At 73.4% G+C, this 18153-nt stretch carries 19 protein-coding genes and 1 pseudogene; 11 read left to right on the plus strand and 9 right to left on the minus strand.

The window, feature by feature from the left end:
- The first annotated feature begins 1 nt into the window (after position 1).
- Positions 2 to 853: a lysozyme gene (locus tag HEP81_RS35625; RefSeq protein WP_078967265.1), complete on the plus strand. Its 852-nt coding sequence runs from the start codon at positions 2 to 4 to the stop codon at positions 851 to 853.
- Positions 854 to 887: 34 nt separating this feature from the next.
- Here HEP81_RS35625 and HEP81_RS35630 read toward each other — a convergent pair whose 3' ends face one another.
- The gene (locus HEP81_RS35630) at positions 888 to 2063 is read right to left on the minus strand and encodes an FAD-dependent monooxygenase (protein WP_037653830.1); all 1176 of its coding nucleotides are present in this window, start codon (positions 2061 to 2063) and stop codon (positions 888 to 890) included.
- 86 nt (positions 2064 to 2149) lie between these two features.
- Here HEP81_RS35630 and HEP81_RS35635 point away from each other — a divergent pair, with 86 nt between their 5' ends.
- Entirely contained in the window at positions 2150 to 2707 is a 558-nt protein-coding gene (locus HEP81_RS35635) for a TetR/AcrR family transcriptional regulator (protein WP_037653831.1), read from the plus strand.
- A 123-nt stretch (positions 2708 to 2830) separates the two neighbouring features.
- Here HEP81_RS35635 and HEP81_RS35640 read toward each other — a convergent pair whose 3' ends face one another.
- Positions 2831 to 4012, minus strand: a complete 1182-nt coding sequence (locus HEP81_RS35640; RefSeq protein ID WP_037653832.1) for an AI-2E family transporter — start codon at positions 4010 to 4012, stop codon at positions 2831 to 2833.
- Between the two features lie 288 nt (positions 4013 to 4300).
- On the opposite strand from HEP81_RS35640, the gene HEP81_RS35645 reads away from it, so the two are divergent.
- A complete protein-coding gene (locus tag HEP81_RS35645; RefSeq protein ID WP_172624465.1) occupies positions 4301 to 4450 on the plus strand; it encodes a hypothetical protein in 150 nt (49 codons plus the stop codon).
- 460 nt (positions 4451 to 4910) lie between these two features.
- On the plus strand, positions 4911 to 5648 hold the full coding sequence (locus HEP81_RS35650) for an MgtC/SapB family protein (RefSeq protein WP_037653834.1): 738 nt from the start codon (positions 4911 to 4913) through the stop codon (positions 5646 to 5648).
- 48 nt (positions 5649 to 5696) lie between these two features.
- Here the strand turns inward: HEP81_RS35650 and HEP81_RS35655 are convergent.
- Positions 5697 to 6143: pseudogene (locus tag HEP81_RS35655) on the minus strand (DUF1360 domain-containing protein); the annotation flags it as partial.
- 177 nt (positions 6144 to 6320) lie between these two features.
- On the opposite strand from HEP81_RS35655, the gene HEP81_RS35660 reads away from it, so the two are divergent.
- Genes HEP81_RS35660 through hypE form a run of 7 tightly spaced genes read left to right on the plus strand, consistent with a single transcriptional unit; the run spans position 6321 to position 14319 of the window.
- Entirely contained in the window at positions 6321 to 8069 is a 1749-nt protein-coding gene (locus tag HEP81_RS35660) for a hydrogenase maturation protein (RefSeq protein ID WP_051850046.1), read from the plus strand.
- Positions 8066 to 8659: a hydrogenase maturation protease gene (locus HEP81_RS35665; protein ID WP_037653836.1), complete on the plus strand. Its 594-nt coding sequence runs from the start codon at positions 8066 to 8068 to the stop codon at positions 8657 to 8659. The genes HEP81_RS35660 and HEP81_RS35665 overlap by 4 nt, the downstream gene beginning before the upstream one ends.
- Positions 8660 to 8719: 60 nt before the next feature.
- Positions 8720 to 9475, plus strand: coding sequence for a hydrogenase nickel incorporation protein HypB (gene hypB, locus HEP81_RS35670; protein ID WP_051850047.1), 756 nt, complete (start codon positions 8720 to 8722; stop codon positions 9473 to 9475).
- On the plus strand, positions 9472 to 11805 hold the full coding sequence (gene hypF / locus HEP81_RS35675) for a carbamoyltransferase HypF (protein ID WP_037653837.1): 2334 nt from the start codon (positions 9472 to 9474) through the stop codon (positions 11803 to 11805). The genes hypB and hypF overlap by 4 nt, the downstream gene beginning before the upstream one ends.
- A gap of 3 nt (positions 11806 to 11808) precedes the next feature.
- Entirely contained in the window at positions 11809 to 12099 is a 291-nt protein-coding gene (locus HEP81_RS35680; protein ID WP_037653839.1) for a HypC/HybG/HupF family hydrogenase formation chaperone, read from the plus strand.
- On the plus strand, positions 12096 to 13238 hold the full coding sequence (gene hypD / locus HEP81_RS35685) for a hydrogenase formation protein HypD (protein ID WP_037653840.1): 1143 nt from the start codon (positions 12096 to 12098) through the stop codon (positions 13236 to 13238). Before HEP81_RS35680 ends, hypD begins: the two co-directional genes overlap by 4 nt.
- Entirely contained in the window at positions 13231 to 14319 is a 1089-nt protein-coding gene (gene hypE / locus HEP81_RS35690; RefSeq protein WP_037653841.1) for a hydrogenase expression/formation protein HypE, read from the plus strand. Before hypD ends, hypE begins: the two co-directional genes overlap by 8 nt.
- Positions 14320 to 14394: 75 nt before the next feature.
- On the opposite strand, the gene hypA is transcribed toward hypE, so the two are convergent.
- The 6 genes from hypA to HEP81_RS35720 are packed head-to-tail and all read right to left on the minus strand — an operon-like array spanning position 14395 to position 18131.
- Entirely contained in the window at positions 14395 to 14736 is a 342-nt protein-coding gene (gene hypA / locus HEP81_RS35695) for a hydrogenase maturation nickel metallochaperone HypA (RefSeq protein ID WP_037653842.1), read from the minus strand.
- Positions 14737 to 14743: 7 nt separating this feature from the next.
- On the minus strand, positions 14744 to 14893 hold the full coding sequence (locus HEP81_RS35700; protein WP_164932484.1) for a hypothetical protein: 150 nt from the start codon (positions 14891 to 14893) through the stop codon (positions 14744 to 14746).
- Between the two features lie 59 nt (positions 14894 to 14952).
- On the minus strand, positions 14953 to 15159 hold the full coding sequence (locus tag HEP81_RS35705) for a hypothetical protein (protein ID WP_037653844.1): 207 nt from the start codon (positions 15157 to 15159) through the stop codon (positions 14953 to 14955).
- A 26-nt stretch (positions 15160 to 15185) separates the two neighbouring features.
- Complete coding sequence (locus HEP81_RS35710; RefSeq protein WP_037653845.1) at positions 15186 to 15782, minus strand: DUF5947 family protein; 597 nt, start codon at positions 15780 to 15782, stop codon at positions 15186 to 15188.
- Positions 15779 to 16345 carry a NifU family protein gene (locus tag HEP81_RS35715; RefSeq protein WP_037653847.1) on the minus strand — a complete coding sequence of 189 codons (567 nt, stop codon included), beginning with the start codon at positions 16343 to 16345 and terminating at the stop codon, positions 15779 to 15781. The genes HEP81_RS35710 and HEP81_RS35715 overlap by 4 nt, the downstream gene beginning before the upstream one ends.
- On the minus strand, positions 16338 to 18131 hold the full coding sequence (locus tag HEP81_RS35720) for a nickel-dependent hydrogenase large subunit (protein ID WP_037653848.1): 1794 nt from the start codon (positions 18129 to 18131) through the stop codon (positions 16338 to 16340). The genes HEP81_RS35715 and HEP81_RS35720 overlap by 8 nt, the downstream gene beginning before the upstream one ends.
- Positions 18132 to 18153 lie beyond the last annotated feature (22 nt).

The raw sequence follows: 18153 nt of genomic DNA on the forward strand, positions 1-18153 counted from the left end.
GATGGAAGCCGTGCGAAGCTCGATAGTCCTTTCCCGCGGCCGCTCACGCCTGACCGTCACCGGCGTGCTGACCGGCCTCCTCCTGACCCTGTCCGTCCCGGCCGCCCTCCCCGAGAGCGGCGCCGTGACCCCCGAGCGGGGCAGCGCCTACATGGGCATGGGCGTCCTCGCCCACGACGGCATCGCCCGCGGCGCCACCGCCGACTCGCTCCCCGACTCCCGCACCGGCCAGACCGAAGGCGTGGACGTCTCCAGCTACCAGCGCGACGTCGCCTGGTCGACCCTGTACGGCAGTGGGGTGCGCTGGGCGTACACCAAGGCCACGGAAGGAACGTCGTACAAGAACGCCTACTTCACCCAGCAGTACACCGGTTCCTACGACGTCGGCATCGTGCGCGGCGCCTACCACTTCGCGACCCCGGACAGCACCGGCGGCGCCGCCCAGGCGGACTACTTCGTGAACCACGGCGGCGGCTGGTCGGCGGACGGTAAGACGCTCCCCGGCGTGCTCGACATCGAGTGGAACCCGTACGGCGGCGACTGCTACGGCAAGTCCAAGAGCCAGATGGTCACCTGGATCCGTGACTTCCTCAACCGCTACAAGGCCCGTACCGGCCGCGCCGCGGTGATCTACACCGCCACCAACTGGTGGACCCAGTGCACCGGGAACTACAGCGGTTTCGGCGCGACCAACCCGCTGTGGATCGCCCGCTACGCCTCGACGCCGGGCACACTGCCGGCCGGCTGGGCGTACTACACGATGTGGCAGTACACCTCCACCGGCAAGACGGTCGGCGACCACGACCGCTTCAACGGCGGCACGACACAACTGAAGACCTTCGCCTCCGGCTGACCCGCGGGCACGGAGGCACTCGCGGCGCCCGGCGTCACGACGCCCGATCCACCACCGGGATCACCGGTGGTGTCCAGTCGGCGTGGCGCAGGATCGCGCGCATGGCGACCCTGGCCGGTACGAGTCGCATCGCGGTGTTGCGCAGGCCGATGGCCAGGGGGCCGGACAGTTGCTGGCCCAGTCGGCCTGCCCGGCGGGCGGCGCGGGCCACCGCCTGGGCGCGGGGCCGGCGTTCGGCGTCGTACCGGGCCAGTGCCCGGGCGAGGGACGGTGCCTCGGCGAGTGCGGCGGCCAGTGCCGCGGCGTCCTCCAGTGCCTGGCAGGCGCCCTGGCCGAGGTTCGGGGTCATCGCGTGGGCCGCGTCGCCGAGCAGGACGACCCGGCCGGAGACGAACGACGGCAGGGGAGTGGCGAGTTCATGGATGTCGTGGTGCAGGACGTCCTCGGCCCTGGTGGCCGCCAGCAGGGTGCGGACCGGCTCGTGCCAGCCGTCGAAGCGGCGGCGCAGCATGCCGAGCGGATCGGAATGCCGTGTGCCGGGCGGTGAGTTGAGCACCGCGTGCCACTCGGCGTGGCCGTCCGCCAGGCCGATGTGCCCGAACTCCGCGCCCGCGCCCCAGGTCAGCTCGAAGTCGGTGGACAGGTCCAACGGGCTTCGCGTGATGGCCCGCAGCACGGTGGAGCCGCTGTAGGAGGGGCCGGGATGGTCCGGGAAGAGCTGGGCGCGCAACCGGCTGTGCACCCCGTCCGCCGCGACCACGAGGTCCGCCGCCATGACGCCGTCCGGGAGCGGCACGCCCACCTCGGTAGGGCCGGAGCGGTACAGCGAGGGCACGGTCGCGCCGATGTACGGGCAGTCGTCCGGGAGCCGCTCGCGCAGCAGCCGGTGCAGGACCGAGCGCCGGATGCCGACGATCGGTGTGCCCAGTGCCCGCTCCAGCGCCCTGCCGTCCATGTGCGCCAGCCGGCGGCCCGAGGGGGTGCGGGTGCCCCCGGTGTACTGCGGGTGCGCCGCCGCCCGTACCGCCGCCGCCGCGCCGAGCGCGTCCAGCGCCCGCAGCCCGTTGGCGTGCAGCGAGATGCCCGCGCCCGCGTCCGCCGGCGCCGCCGCCCGCTCCACGACCCGTACCCGCCAGCCGATCCGGCGCAGCCCGATGGCCGCCGCCAGCCCGCCGATGCCGCCCCCGACCACCACCGCCGTGCCGCCCATGCCGAGCCCCCTTCGCCTTTCTACAGCTGTAGAAGACCGTACAGCGAGGTTCTACAGGTGTAGAAGGCGGGGTGTAGAAAGAGGGGGTGTCCACTGATCGACGTACTCTCCTCGCCGACACGGCCATCACCGTGCTCGCCGACACCGGCATCCGGGGGCTGACGCATCGCGCCGTCGACCGTGCGGCGGAGCTGCCCGCCGGCACCACCTCCGCCTACTACCGCACCCGCCAGGCGCTGGTGACCGCGCTGGTACGCCGTCTGGTGGCCCTCGACCAGGCGGAACTGGAGCAGCTGGGTGAACTGCTGCCGGTGCCCCGGTCTGCCGCCGAACTGGCCGCCGGAATCGGCGAGTTGATCCAGGCGCGGCTCACCGGGGAGGGCCGTCGCCGTACGCTCGCGCGCTACGCCTGCGCCGTGGAGAGCGTCCATGACCCCGCGCTGCGCGAAATTCTCGTGCCGCGCGAGAACCGGGCGCGGCGCTCGGTGTGCGACTTCCTCGCGGCTCAGGGCGTGGCGGACGCGGAGGAGCGGACGGTCTGGCTGCTGCTCTGCGTGGACGGGCTCGTCTTCGACCGGCTGGTGAACGGCGGCGGAGTCCGGGAGGAGGAGATCACCGGGCTGGTGGCCGCGGCGCTGCGGTGAATGTCTCGCCCGGCCGCCCCGGGCAACACGATGGCGGCGCCGCCTCCACGGAGCGGGCTGATGAGCGACGTCCACCTGTTCGATGGAACAGGTGATCCCACGTTCGGGTCACGTCGAGGCCGCTCAGGGCGGTACGGCCCGCAGCGCCTTCAGTACCGCCCACACCACCGAGATCAGCGGCACCGCGACGATCGCGCCGATCACCCCGGCCACGATGCTGCCCGCGATCACCGACACGGCGACGACCAGCGGATGCAGCTGGACCGCCCAGCTCATCACCACGGGATGCAGCACATGCCCCTCCAGTTGGCCGATCACCACGATCAGCGCCAGCACGGCCAGGGCGGTGAGCGGCCCCCGCCCGGCCAGCGCGACCACCGTGGCGACCGCGAGCGCCACCGGCGAGCCCACCAGCGGCACGAACGCGGCGAAGAACTCCAGCAGGGTCAGCGGCAGCGCGAGCGGCACCCGCAGCAACAGCAGCGCCACGCCCACCAGGACGGCGTTGGTGGCGGCCACGATGATGATGCCGCGGGTGTACCCGGCGAAGGTCCGCCAGGCGGCTCGTCCCGCCCGGTCCCAGGCCGTACGCGCCCCGGCCGGCAGCAGTTCCGCGCGCGCCCAGGCCCACAGCCGCTCCCCGGAGTGGATGAAGAACACCGAGGCGAACAGCGCCAGCGCCCCGCCGGTCACCAGCTCCACCACCCGGCCGAGTCCGCTGACGGCGCTGCTGAGCAGGTTGGAGCGGTGTGCGGTGAGGTAGTGGGTGAACTGGCGTTCCAGCGCGGAGAGTCGGCCGGGGCTGAGCCGGAACGGCGGCCGTTGGAGCCACTCCTCGATCCGGTGCACACCACCGCGGAACTCGCCCGCGAGCCGGGGCGACTCGCCCGCCACCGCGTTGCCGACCAGCGCGAGCAGCGTGAGGAGCACCAGCAGGCTGCCGACCAGCGCGACGGCGACGGCCAGCGGCCTGGGCAGGATGCGGTTCAGCAGGTCGGCGAGCGGGCGCAGCACCGAGGTGATGACCAGCGCCAGGAACAGGGCGACGGCGATCAGCTGGAAGCTGCCGAGGACGATGAACACGCCGTAGACGACGATGCCGACGAGGATGAGCCGCCAGGCGTAGGCCGCGGCGACCCGCAGCCAGGGCACGGTGCGTTCGGTCACCGGCTCCGACGGCTCGGGGCGCGGGGAGGCCGCGAGCCGCACGGAGTAGGCGGGCCGCACCGTGTACGCGGGCCGGCTGCCGAGCCCGGCCCGGCGCCCGCCGCTTGGCCCGGCCGCCCGCCGCCGCGCATCGCCCACCGTCGCTCCCGTCCCACGCTCCTGGAAGCACCGTAAGCACACCCCCGCCCACCCGGCCCGTCCAGCGCCCGCGCCCGGGTCACACGCCGCCCACGAAGTGACCGCCCGCCGGGCCCCGGTGTCCGGCGCCCGCCAGGAGATGTGGCGGGGGCCGAGTGATGTGACAGTGGACGTGGGCCACGCGGCCCTGGCGCGAACGGCGGTCACGGGACCTTCACAGCTCTCCACGGTGGGCGGGTTCGCGTCGGGGCACTCGCGGGGTGTCGTCGGCCAGGAGGTGTGCCTCCAGTGATCACCGTCGCGGTTCTGCTGCTCCCCGTTCTCAGCCTTCTGCTCTTCGGTCTCGACCAGGTCGAGGACCGATGGGTGACCCGCCCCTCGAAGCCCAGTACCGCCCGCGTGCGCAGACGCCGCCGGGCCAGGCCCGAGCATCGCTGACCGTCTGGGGCGCCGGACCAGGCGCCCCTGTCCGACCGCCGCCACCCGTGCCGCGCGCCCGCCGTCCGCTCGGTCAGTTCCGGGGCCGGCGCGGTGTCCAGGACCTCTATGACGGCGGCGGCGTCCCGCAGCGCGGTGTCCTCGCGGGCGTCCGGGCCCCGTGCCCGTGATCGCCGGGCACCCGATCCCCGGGCGCCGGACATCGCCTCCGCGTCAGCCGCCCGCCGCACCGCGTCGGCCATGTCCGGCGGCAACTGGGCGAGTGCCCGCATCTTTCCGACCATCTTCCCCGTGCCGCACGAAGCCTCGTCGGCGCGGGGCTGCCAAGGCCGAGTCCCCCTCTCCCGGTCGGCGGATGGCCGACGGGCGCCGAGCGGAACGGGCCGGTAGCGTCAGGAGACCACCTCGGGGGTAGACGCCAGCGGCAGGACGAATCGGCGCGATGAGATGAGAGGCGTGCATGGCGGGAGTGTGGCTGGCGGCACCGTTGTGGGACATACACAACGGCCAGGGACCCAGACAGCTGGCCGAGCTGGGACTCGCGCTGGTGCTGTCGACTTTGATCGGCTGGGAGCGCGCGGCCCAGCAGAAGAGCGCGGGCCTGCGCACCCACACCCTGGTCGGCATCGCCAGCGCGCTGATGATGGAGGTCTCCCAGCACGGGTTCACCGCGGTGCTCGGCCTGGAGCACGTCTCCTTCGACCCCTCCCGCGTCGCCGCCCAGATCGTCTCCGGCATCGGCTTCATCGGCGGTGGTCTGATCTTCGTACGGCGGGACGCGGTACGGGGCCTGACGACCGCCGCGACCGTCTGGCTGACCTGCGCCGTCGGCATGGCCTGCGGCGGCGGGCTGCCCGTGCTCGCGCTTGCGGTCACGGCGCTGCACTTCCTGGTGGTGCGCGGCTACTCCTACTTCTCCGTCCGGCTGGTCCCCGGCGCGACCGCCGCCGCCTTCGAGGCCCGGCTGACCTACCGCACCGGCACCGCCCTGCTGCCCCGCCTGATGGAGACCTGCACCCGGCTCGGCTTCCGCATCGTCCAGGTCAAACTCGAACGACTACCGGGCCGTACGGACGACGCCGCCCGCGTCCTCCTCGAACTGGAGGGCACCCAGGACCCGGCCCGGCTGACCTCGGAGCTGTTCCAGGACGAGGGCGTGCTCGACATTGAACTGATCCCGGCGTCCGACGAGGAGTGACGCTGAGTCCTCCTCGGTCTGCTGCGTCCATGTCCAGGCGTACTGGAGCCAGTCCGCCACGGTCAGCGCGCCGAAGCCGCCGCAGGCCAGACGGGTCAGCCGGGGCGCGGCCGCGTAGGAGCACACCAGCGTCCCGGCGGCCCAGGCGGAGACGCAGAACGGGCAGGACAGCAGGTCGCCGACGGCACGCCGCAGGCCTCGGCCGCGCGGCTCGTCCAGGACCTCGTTCGCCTCGCCCTCGCCGATGCGGCGGGTGAAGGGGGCCCGCACGAAGCTGGTCACCTTGTCCCGGGCCAGCAGCCTGGACGCCTTGTAGGTGGCGGTGCCGAGCAGGACGACGTCCCACGGCGGCACCCGCTCGGGCAGCCGTACGCCCCGCTGCCGGGCCAGCAGCGCGAACGCGCCGGTGCCCGCCGCGAACGCGGAGGCGAGGACGGCGTAGCCGGCGAGCGGTACCTCGCCTCGCTCGTCGTAGTGTGCGGCGTCCGTCGTCATGGGGCCTCCAGTCGGTCGGCTCAGCCGAGGGCAGGGACCGAGTTCCCGAAGGGGGCGGCGCGACACGGCACGGATCCCGCTCGCGCGGTCCGGATGGCGCAAGGGCGCCGCGCGGCGGGGGTGAATCCCCGTGGCGGTCCTTCGCGGGGCGCGCCGCAGGGGTGAGCATGCCGCGTCATGGACATCCTGCTCGTGGCCAGCGCGTTCAACAGCCTCTGCCAGCGTGTGTACGCCGAACTGTCCGACCGGGGGCACCGCGTGGACGTCGTCCTGGCAGCGCAGGGCCCGGAGCCGGTGCGGGCCGCCGTACGGGAGCGGACCCCGGACCTCGTGATCGCCCCGATGCTCACGACCGCCCTGCCGGAGGACGTGTGGCGGGAGCACACCTGTCTGATCGTGCATCCGGGACCGCCCGGCGACCGGGGGCCCTCCGCGCTGGACTGGGCCGTCGCCGCCGAAGCGACGGAGTGGGGCGTCACCGTGCTCCAGGCCGAGGCCGGGATGGACGCGGGACCCGTCTGGGCGGACGAGCCGTTCCGGGTGGCGCCGGTCGGCAAGAGCGACCTGTACCGCAACGAGGTCGCCGACGCCGCCGTCACCGCCGTCCTCACGGCCGTACGCCGGCACACGGAGGGCGCGTTCAAGCCCCGTCCGCAGAGCGACCCCGCGATCGACGTCGTCCGGCGGGACCCCTTCCGCCAGGAGCGGCGCCGCGTCGACTGGGCGCACGACGACACCGCCACGGTGCTGCGCAAGCTGCGCGGCGCCGACTCCCGGCCCGGCGTCCTCGACGAACTCCTCGGCCGGGAGCTGTTCCTGCACGGCGGGCATCCCGAGGACGAACTGCGCGGCCGGCCCGGCGAACTGCTGGCCCGCCGCGCGGGAGCGGTCTGCCGGGCCACCCGGGACGGCGCGGTCTGGATCCCGGAACTGCGCCCGCGCAAGAACTCCGGCGACCCGGCGCCCTTCCGCCGCCCCGCCGCCGCGGTCCTCGCCGCCCTGGACCCCGGCCTCGAACTCCCCGACCTCCCGGCCCCGTTGGAGCTGCCCCAGGACCGGTGCACCTACACCGACATCCGCTACCGGCAGCACGGTGACGTCGGGCTGCTGAGCTTCTCCTTCCCCGGCGGCGCGATGAGCACCGACCAGTGCCGCCGGCTGCTCGCCGCCTACGAGCACGCGCTCACCCGCCCCACCAGGGTCCTGGTGCTCGGCGGGCCGCGCGACTTCTTCTCCAACGGCATCCATCTCAACGTCATCGAGGCGGCCGCCGATCCGGGGCAGGAGTCCTGGGTCAACCTCAACGCCATGGACGACCTGGTGGAGGCGGTCCTGCGCACCACCGACCGGCTGGTGGTGGCCGCCCTCGCCGGCAACGCGGCCGCGGGCGGCGCGCTGCTCGCCCTCGCCGCCGACCAGGTCTGGAGCCGCACCGGCACGGTCCTCAACCCGCACTACCGGCGCATGGGCCTGTACGGCTCCGAGTTCTGGACGTACACCCTGCCCCGCCGCGTCGGCGAGGACGAGGCCCGCCGGCTGACCGAGGAGGCGCTGCCGGTGAGCGCGGCGAACGCCGAACGGATCGGCCTGGTGGACCGGCTCGTACCGGCCGCGCCGGGGGAGTTCGCCGCGGCGGTGGAACGGCTCGCGGCCACCCTCGCCACCGCCCCCGATCTGGACCGCCGTATCGCCGCGAAGGCGTCCGCCCGCGCCGCCGACGAACGGCACCAACCTCTCGCCACGTACCGGCGGGCCGAACTGACCCGTATGCACGCCCTGTTCTTCGACCCGCACGCCCCCTACCACGCCCTGCGCGCGGCCTTCGTCCGCAAGACCCCGAGCGGCTCGACCCGCCCGCTGGCCGCACCGCCCGACCCCCGGCAGCCGCTCACCGGCCGCACCGCCCCCGCCGGAGCCCCGCGATGACCGCCCCCCTCCTGGTCGCCGGTGTCGGCAACATCTTCCTCGCCGACGACGCCTTCGGACCCGAGGTGATCCGCGCCCTCGAACAGCGGCCGCTGGCCCCTGAGGTACAGGCGCGGGTGCGGGTGCGGGACTACGGCATCCGCGGCCTCGACCTCGCCTACGACCTGCTCGGCGGCTGCGTCACCGCCGTACTCGTGGACGCCGCCCGGCGCGGGCAGCGGCCCGGGACGCTGTCCCTGATCGAGGCCGAACCCCCCGACGGCACCGTCGCGCCGGAGGCGCACGGCATGGATCCGGCGAAGGTGCTGGCCCTGGCCACCCACCTGGGCGAGGAGCCGCTGCCCCGGGTCCTGGTGCTGGCCTGCGAGCCGGAGGTGCTGCCCGCCGGGGACGAGGACATCCTGCCCGGGCTCAGCGCGGCCGTGCGCGCCGCCGTCGCACCCGCCGTCACCGCGCTGCACGCGCTCGTCCCGCTGCTGCTGGCCGACCCGGCCGCACCGGCCGCCGCATTGGGCCGCTCGATGGAAAACGGCCCGCCGCACCCGGCTGCGCTGCCCGCCCACACGCCCGCGACGGCCGAAGATCGGTGACACCCGGGCCGCGCGGGACGCGGCCCGGGGCCCAGCCGCCGAACCCGAGGAGCAGCGCCCATGTGCCGGTCCGACGTCCGACAGGCCGTCCTGGCGAAGAACGACGACCTCGCCGCGCGCCTGCGCGAGGAACTGGCGGAACAGGGGGTGGCCGTCGTCAACCTGCTGTCCAGCCCGGGGAGCGGCAAGACCGAACTGCTCGGCCGGATGCTCGCCGACGCGGTGGCGCGGGGCGTGCCCGTGGCCGCGCTCACCGCCGACCTGGCCACCGAGAACGACGCCACCCGGCTCGCCCGCTCCGGCGCCCCCGTCCAGCAGGTCCTCACCGACGGGCTCTGCCACCTGGAGGCCCGCCAGGTGCGCGAACGGCTCGCGGGCTGGCTGCCCGAGGACACCTCGGTGCTCTTCGTGGAGAACGTCGGCAATCTGGTCTGCCCGGCCTCCTACGACCTCGGCGAGAACCTGCGGATCGTGCTGATGGCGGTCACCGAGGGTGAGGACAAACCGCTGAAGTACCCGACCGCGTTCGGCTCCGCCCATGTCGTCGTCATCACCAAGACCGACCTCGCCGAGGCCGCGGGATTCGACGAGAGCACGTTCCGCGCGAACGTTCACCGGGTCAACCCGGGGGTGGAGATCGTACGGTCCTGCGCCCGCACCGGCGACGGCGTCGGCACCGTCCTCGACCGCGCCCTCGCCGCCCGCGACGGCGCCCCCGCGCACCGGCCGCCGCTCGCCCCGCATCCGCACGGACACGACCACACGCACGCGTACGAACGCCCCCACCAGCACACCGAGTCCGCGCCCGTCGCATGACCGCTCCCGCGACCGGCCCGGTCCGCCGCCGCCTCACCGTGCACGGCACCGTGCAGGGGGTGGGGTTTCGGCCGTATGTGCACCGCCTGGCGGCCGAGACGGGCCTGGCCGGATTCGTCGGGAACACCGGGGACGGCGTACTGATCGAGGTCGAGGGCCCGGCGGCGGAGGTGGCCCGGTTCTGCGAACTGCTGGCCCACCGGCCCCCGCCGCTGGCCACGGTGTCCCGGGTCGCACACGAGGACCTGCCCGCCACGGGCGCCGCAGGACCCTTCGCGATCCGCTCCACCGAACGGGCGAGCGGCCGCACCCAGCTCCCGCCCGACACCGCGACCTGCGCCGACTGCCTGCGCGAACTCGCCGACCCGGAAGACCGCAGACACCGGCACCCGTTCGTCACCTGCACCCACTGCGGCCCCCGCTTCACCATCGCCACCGGCATGCCCTACGACCGGGTGGCGACCACCATGGCCGGCTTCCCGATGTGCCCCGACTGCGCCCGGGAGTACGGCGACCCCGCCGACCGGCGCTTCCACGCCCAGCCCGTTGCCTGCCCCGGCTGCGGGCCCCGGCTCACCCTGACAGGGCCAGGCGTACGCCCCGCGCGGGACGCGGACGCGCTCGCGGGGGCACGGGAACTGCTCGCCGCCGGACGGATCGTCGCCGTCAAGGGGCTCGGCGGCTACCACCTGGCCTGCGACGCCACCGACCCGGCGGCCGTCGCCACGCTGCGCGGCCGCAAGGAGCGCGGCGGCAAGGCGTTCGCCGTCATGTGCGCCGATCTCGCGGTCGCCGAGCGCCTCGCGGTGCTGACCCCCGCCGAGCGCGCCGCGCTGACCGGACCTTGCCGCCCCATCGTGCTGGTCCGCCGCCGCACCCCCGCGGGGGAACTGGCCGACCAGGTCTGCCCCGGCAGCCCGCATCTCGGGATCATGCTGCCGTACACCCCCGTGCACACCCTGCTGTTCGGGCTGCCCGGCGACCCACCGGGACCCCGGGCCCTGGTCATGACCAGCGGCAACCGCTCCGGCGAACCCATCGTCACCGACGACACCGAGGCCCGCACCCGGCTCGCGGGACTCGCCGACGCCTGGCTCGCCCATGACCGGCCCATCGCCGCGCCCTGCGACGACTCCCTGCTGCGGATCCGCCCCGACGGCACCGAACAGGTACTGCGCCGCTCGCGCGGCTACGTCCCACGCCCGCTGCGGCTGCCGGTCCCGGTGCGGCCCGCGCTCGCGGTCGGCGGCGACCTGAAGAACGCGCCCTGCCTCGGCGAGGGCGAACTCGCCTGGTTCGGACCGCACATCGGCGACATGGGCGACCTGGCCACGCTGGACGCCGCCCGGCGGGCCGAACGGCAGCTGAGCCGGCTGACCAAGGTCACCCCCGGGCTGATCGCCGCCGACCGGCACCCCGGGTACCACTCCACCGGCTGGGCCCGCAGACGCGCGGGCGCCCGGCTGCCGCTGCGGCTGGTCCAGCACCACCATGCCCATATCGCCTCCGCCATGGCCGAACACGGCCTCGACGGCACCACCCCGGTCATCGGCGTCGCCTTCGACGGCACCGGGTACGGCGACGACGGCACGGTGTGGGGCGGCGAGATCCTGCTCGCCGACTACACCGGCTACCGCCGCTTCGCCCATCTGACCCCCGCCCCGCTGCCCGGCGGGGACGCGGGCGTGGCCAACCCGTGCCGGCTGGCCCTGGCCCGGCTGTGGGCCGCCGGCCTGCCCTGGGCGGCGGAACTGCCCAGCACCGCCGCCTGCTCCGCGTCCGAACTCACCCTGCTGCGACGCCAGTTGGACCGCCAGGTGGCCTGCGTGCCCACCTCCAGCATGGGCCGCCTCTTCGACGCCGTGGCCTCCCTCGCCGGAGTCTGCCACCGCGCCGGATACGAGGCACAGGCCGCGCTGGAGCTGGAGGCCGCGGCCCTCGAAGCGCGGGACGCGGACGCGGTGGCGTACCCCTTCGGGCTCAGCGGCGGCGCCACCCTCGCCTGCGACCCCGCGCCGATGCTGCGGGCGCTGCTCGCCGACCGGCTCCGCCGCACCCCGGCCCCGGTCCTCGCGGCCCGCTTCCACCGGGGCGTGGCCCGCGCCGTCACCGAGATCTGCCGCCGGGCCCGCGGCGCGACCGGCCTCGACACGGTCGCCCTCACCGGCGGGGTGTTCGCCAACGCCCTGCTGGAGGAGAAGTGCACGGACCTGCTGCGCGCCGACGGCTTCACGGTCCTGCGGCACGGCGAAGTCCCCCCGAACGACGGCGGGTTGGCGCTCGGCCAGCTGATGGTCGCGGCCACCGCACCCCACCACGAGACGGAGTGAGCCATGTGTCTGGCAGTGCCCGGCAAGGTCGTGTCCATCGACCACCAGGCCGACCCCCTCACCGGCCTGATCGACTTCGGCGGCGTCCGCAAACAGGTCTGCCTGGAGTACCTGCCCGAGGTGCGGGTCGGCGAGTACGTGATCGTGCACGTCGGCTTCGCGCTCCAGCGCCTCGACGAGGAGTCGGCCCGCGCCTCCCTGGAGCTGTTCGACCAACTCGGACTGCTGGAAGAGGAGTTCGGCGACGCGTGGGAACAGGCGGCCCGCCAGGAGAACGAGAGTGAGGTCCGGTGAAGTACATCGAGGAGTTCAACGACCCCGAGCGCGCCCGCCGGTTGCTGGACGACATCCGTGCCACGGTCACCCGCCCCTGGGCCCTGATGGAGGTCTGCGGCGGCCAGACGCACTCCATCATCCGGCACGGCATCGACCAACTCCTGCCCGAAGAGGTCGAGTTGATTCATGGCCCCGGCTGCCCGGTGTGCGTCACCCCGCTGGACGTCATCGACAAGGCCCTGGCCATCGCCGCCCGCCCCGAGGTGATCTTCTGCTCCTTCGGGGACATGCTGCGGGTGCCCGGCACCGACCGCGACCTGTTCCGGGTCAAGGGCGAGGGCGGCGACGTACGCGTGGTGTACTCCCCGCTGGACGCGCTCGAACTCGCCCGCAAGAACCCCGACCGCGAGGTGGTGTTCTTCGCCATCGGTTTCGAGACCACCGCCCCCGCCAACGCCATGGCCGTCCACCAGGCCCGCCGCCTGGGCCTGGGCAACTTCAGCCTGCTGGTCTCCCATGTCCGGGTCCCCCCGGCCATCGAGGCGATCATGACCGCGCCCAGCTGCCGGGTCCAGGGCTTCCTCGCCGCCGGGCATGTGTGCAGTGTGATGGGCACCGCCGAGTACCCGGACCTCGCCGCGAAGCACCGCGTCCCCGTCGTCGTCACCGGCTTTGAACCCCTCGACATCCTGGAGGGCATCCGGCGCGCCGTGCAACAGCTGGAGCGGGGCGAGCACCGGGTGGAGAACGCCTATCCGCGGGCCGTGTGCGAGCAGGGCAACCCGGCCGCCCTGCGCATGCTGGAGGAGGTCTTCGAGGTCACCGACCGCAACTGGCGCGGCATCGGCCGGATCCCGGCCAGCGGCTGGCGGCTGACCGACGCCTTCCGTGCCCACGACGCCGAGCACCGCTTCGACGTCTCGGGCATCCGCACCGAGGAACCGGCCGTGTGCCGGGCCGGCGAGGTCCTCCAGGGCCTGCTCAAGCCGACCGGGTGCGAGGCGTTCGGCACGGCCTGCACCCCGCGCACCCCGCTCGGCGCCACCATGGTCTCCAGCGAGGGCGCCTGCGCCGCCTACTACCTCTACCGCCGCATGAACACCCCGGCACCGCAGGGATCGCGGATCCCGCGGGAGGAGATGAACCCCGTTGGCTGACCTCGCCACCCCCGCCGCCACCCCCGAGACCGCCGTCGACCCGGCTAACTGGACCTGCCCCGCCCCGCTGCACGACCAGCCGGTCGTCGTCATGGGCCACGGCGGCGGCGGCGCCCTCTCCGCCGAGCTGATCGAGCAGGTCTTCGCCCCGGCCTACGGCAACCCCGTGCTCGCCGCCCTCACCGACTCCGCCGTGTTCGACCTCGGCGGCGCCCGGCTCGCCTTCTCCACCGACTCCTACGTCGTACGGCCCCTGTTCTTCCCCGGCGGGGGCCTCGGCGACCTCGCCGTCAACGGCACCGTCAACGACCTCGCGATGAGCGGCGCCCGGCCCGCCTTCCTCTCCACCGCCTTCGTCCTGGAGGAGGGCGTGGAACTGGAGGTGGTCGGGCGGATCGCCCGCGCCATCGGCGCCGCCGCCCGGGCCGCGGACGTCACCGTGGCCACCGGCGACACCAAGGTGGTCGAGTCCGGTCACGGCGACGGCGTCTACGTCACCACGGCCGGCGTCGGCCTGGTCCCCGACGGCGTCGACATCCGCCCGCAGCGCGCCCGGCCCGGCGACGCGGTCATCGTCAGCGGGCCGATCGGACAGCACGGCGTGGCCGTGATGAGCGTGCGCGAGGGCCTGGAGTTCGGCGTCGAGATCGTCTCCGACACCGCGCCGCTGGCCGGTCTGGTCGCGGCCATGCTGGAGGTCACCAAAGATCTGCACGTCCTGCGCGACCCCACCCGGGGCGGGCTCGGCGCCTCCCTGAACGAGATCGCCCGCGCCTCCGGCACCGGCGTGCTGCTGCGCGACCGGGCGGTCCCGGTTCCGGAGGAGGTCGCGAACGCCTGCGGCTTCCTGGGCCTCGACCCGCTGTACGTCGCCAACGAGGGCCGGCTCGTCGCCTTCGTACCCCCCGAGCACGCCGAGGCGGTGCTCGCCGCCATGCACGCCCATCCGCAGGGCACCGGCGCCGCGCTGATCGGCGAGTGCGTGGCCGACCACCCGGGCATGGTCGTCGTCGCCACCGGCCTCGGCGGCACCCGGGTCGTGGACCTGCCGCTGGGCGAGCAGCTGCCCCGGATCTGCTGACCGGGACCGCGAGCGCCAAGGGAAAGCCCGGCCCCCGCCGTCCTCGGCGGGGGCCGGGCTTTCCCTTGGCGCTTCCTACGTGTCGACGCCCGTGATCTCCAACTCGCGTCCGCTGCGCAGCTCCTGGGAGGGGCGATCGCAGTGCGGGCACCAGAAGAACGGCGGTATGCCCACCGCGAACTCCTCGGCGCACCCGTCGCACCACGCCAGCGCGGGCACCGGCTCCACCACGAGCCGGGCATTCGCGAGCGCCGTGCCGTCGCGGGCCACCTCGAAGGCGAAGTCCAGCGCGTCGGGCACCACCCCGGACAGCTCACCGACCCGGACGGTCACCGCTGACACCCGGTCCGCACCGTCCGCGCGGGCGATCTCCTCGGCCTGTTCCACGATCGCCGACGCGATCGACAGTTCGTGCACGGCCGCCTCAGGGGTAGCGCCGGTTCGCGCCCGGACCGCCGGTCATCCGGAAGATCCGCAACTCCCGGATGATCCCGGGGAACTCCTTGATCACCAGGGCGGTGATCACGCCGCCGACCAGCGCGGCCTGGAGCAGCAGCAGCTGCCGTCCGGACATCCCCGATCGCGTGCGCCTTCTGCTTCTACAATCGCTCATGGCGGTCACTTTCCGTTCTCTCAGCCGGGCGAGATGTTCGGCATGCTCTCGCCCAGGGCGTCATGCCGCTTCCAGTGGATACCGGTGGAGCGGCGCGCGTCGGAGCTGCCGTCCCGGTGGTGTCCGGTCTGCTCCTGGTACGGGCCCTTGTTGCCCTGGTGCAGCCCGGGAACATGGCTCGGGGTGTCGGGCTTCGCCTCGGGGCGGCCCACTCGGATGGTGCCCATGTCCGCTCTCCTTCCAGGCCGTACGACTACGACCGTTCGGTGAGGTCCCTGAAGAACTGTTCTACGGCGGCCCAGACCTGCCCGCCACCGGAGAGGCCCTGCCACTCGCGGCGGACCAGCGCGGTCATCCGGAAACAGTCGTCGACCGGCACGATCCAGTGCTCCGCGAGCCCGCGCACGGTGTTGACCAGCAGCGCCTCCACGTCCGGGGTCATGGACGCCACCTGCGGGACCTCGGCGGCCAGCCGCCGCCAGGCGTCCGCGTCCACCTCCCAGCGCATCGCCCCGGCCGGGCTCGGCCCCTGCGCGGTGACCGCCCCGTCGGAGCGCGGCACGAAGAACACCAGCCCCACCGGGACACCCAGCACCCCGGTGTCGACCGGCGGGAGCCGCAGCCGGCGCCGGGGCACCAGCCGGTAGCGGCCCTCGCCCGCCGCGCCGTCCGCGAACAGCACCGAGCAGGGGCCGCACACACAGCGCACCTCGGCGGCCCCGGTGTCGTACAGATGGGGGTGCTCGTCCGCGACCCGGGCCGCGCACAGCTCGCAGCTCTCCGCGTCGGCCGTGGCCGCGCGGTCGGCGGCGGAGCGGATGACCCGGGCGAGTGCCCCCTCCACGCTCACCCCGCCTCCTGCGGCACGGACCGGCGCTTGATCGTGTTCAGCGGTACGAAGGCGGGGGCGGCCTTGCGCTCCTCGCCGGCCGGCACGATCTCCACCTCGGCAAGCTCCGGGGCCACCGCCAGGACGGCCTCCCGGACCGCCGCGGCGATGTCCGCGGAGCCGCTCCCGCAGCCACCACCGCAGCCGCCCTTGGAGCCGGAGTCGAGCCGCACCCGCGCGACCTCGCCCTCGACCCCGGCCCAGGTCAGGTCGCCGCCGCGCTCGCGCACCGCCGGCCGCAGCCGCTCCATGGCGCGCTCGGCCCGCTCGGCCAGGGGCTGCGGGTGCACGCCGTGCAGCACCATGAGGTGCCCGACCAGCTCGTCACCGGCCAGCCGCGCGCCCAGCCGCTCGTCGGCGCCGTCCAGGACCCGGGCGAGGGCCTCGCCGTAGACCTCGGTCAGCAGCCGTACCGCCTCCAGGGCCGGGCCGGGCGTGTGCTCAAGGCCCGCCAGCACCTCGTCGAGCCGGGCGAGCCGGGCCTCCACCGCCGGATCCGCCAGGCGTCCGGCCGGATCAGCCATGGTTGGCCCCGTACGTCGGCGAGTGCACGGTGCTCAGGGTCTTGCCCTTGCCCATGTACATATGGACGCCGCACGGCAGACAGGGGTCGAAGCTGCGCACCGTGCGCATGATGTCGACGCCCTTGAAGTCGTCGGGCCCGTTCTCCTCGAAGATCGGCTGGCCCATGACCGCGTCCTCGTAGGGACCGGGCGTGCCGTAGATGTCACGGGGGCTGGCGTTCCACGGGGTCGGCGGGTACGGATGGTAGTTGGCGATCTTCTTGTCCCGGATCACCAGGTGGTGCGAGAGCACCCCGCGCACCGCCTCGTGGAAGCCGCAGCCGATCGACTCGTCCGGCACCTCGAAGTTCTCGAAGACCTTGGTGTCGCCGCTCTGCAACATCCCCATGGCCTCCTCCAGGAACTGGAGGGCCATCGCGGCGGCGTAGGCGATGAAGTACGGCCGGGCGCGGTCGCGTTCGAGGGTGTTGCTCCACTTCGGGATGCGCCACTCCAGGGTGGTCTCCGGCAGCTTCTCGCCCTTGGGCAGGGTGATGCGGATACCGCCCCCGGTCGCCTTCACGTACGGCGTGTCCACCAGGCCGCTCAGCGCGGTCGACCAGAGCCGGGCGAGCGGGCCGCCGCCGGTGTCCAGGGCGAGGTGCTCACCGGTGTCCGGGTGGTACCAGCGCGGGCTCATCACCCAGCTGTAGTTGCCCTCGAAGTCCCGCTTCTGCGGCACCGGTACCGTGGTCTGGTTCCAGGGGTGGCGCATGTCGATGGGGTTGCCCAGCGGGTCGTGGGTGACGAACGGGTCCTCGTTCACCCAGTCCTCGTAGAAGGAGCTGCCCAGCATGATGCGCAGCCCGAGGTTGATGTCGATCAGGTTGTTGGTCACCAGCTTGCCGTCCACCACGATGCCCGGGGTGACGTACATCGCCTTGCCCCACTCGTTCATGGTGGCGTAGCGGTAGTCGACCACGTCCGGGTTCTGGAAGGCGCCCCAACAGCCCAGCAGAATACGGCGCTTGCCGACCTCCTCGTAGCCCGGCAGCGCCTCGTAGAAGAAGTCGAAGACGTCGTCGTTCATCGCCACCGCCTTCTTCACGAAGTCGATGACGCGCATCAGGCGGCTGAGGTAGTCGGTGAAGACGCTCGGCTGCGGCATCGTGCCGACGCCGCCCGGGTAGAGCGTGGAGGGGTGCACATGGCGCCCCTCCATCAGGCAGAACATCTCCCGGGTGATCCGGCTGACCTTCAGCGCCTCCTTGTAGACCTCGCCCTCGAAGGGGTTGAAGGCCTTCATGATCTCGGCGATGGTGCGGTAGCCGTGCACATCCCCGCGGGGCGCGTCGGTGCGCTCGGCGCGGGCCAGCACCCCGGGGTTGGTGGCCTTGACCATCGCCTCGCAGAAGTCCACGAAGACCAGGTTGTCCTGGAAGATCGTGTGGTCGAAGATGTACTCCGCCGCCTCGCCGAGGTTGGTGATGTGCTCGGCCAGCTTCGGCGGCTTGACGCCGTAGGCCATCTGCTGGGCGTAGTTGGAGCAGGTGGTGTGGTTGTCGCCGCAGATGCCGCAGATCCGGGAGGTGATGAACCCGGCGTCGCGCGGGTCCTTGCCCTTCATGAACACCGAGTAGCCGCGGAACAGCGACGAGGTGCTGTGGCACTCCACGACCTCACGGTTGGCGAAGTCGATCTTCGTGTAGATGCCCAGGTTGCCGATGATCCGGGTGATCGGATCCCAGTTCATGTCCACGAGCTGGGCTGGTTTGCGTCCTGAGGTCCGCGCGTCGGTGGTGGTCATCTGCGGTACTGTCCCTCGCTGT

Source organism: Streptomyces griseofuscus, assembly GCF_014673495.1.
GTDB classification, from domain to species: Bacteria; Actinomycetota; Actinomycetes; order Streptomycetales; family Streptomycetaceae; genus Streptomyces; species Streptomyces murinus.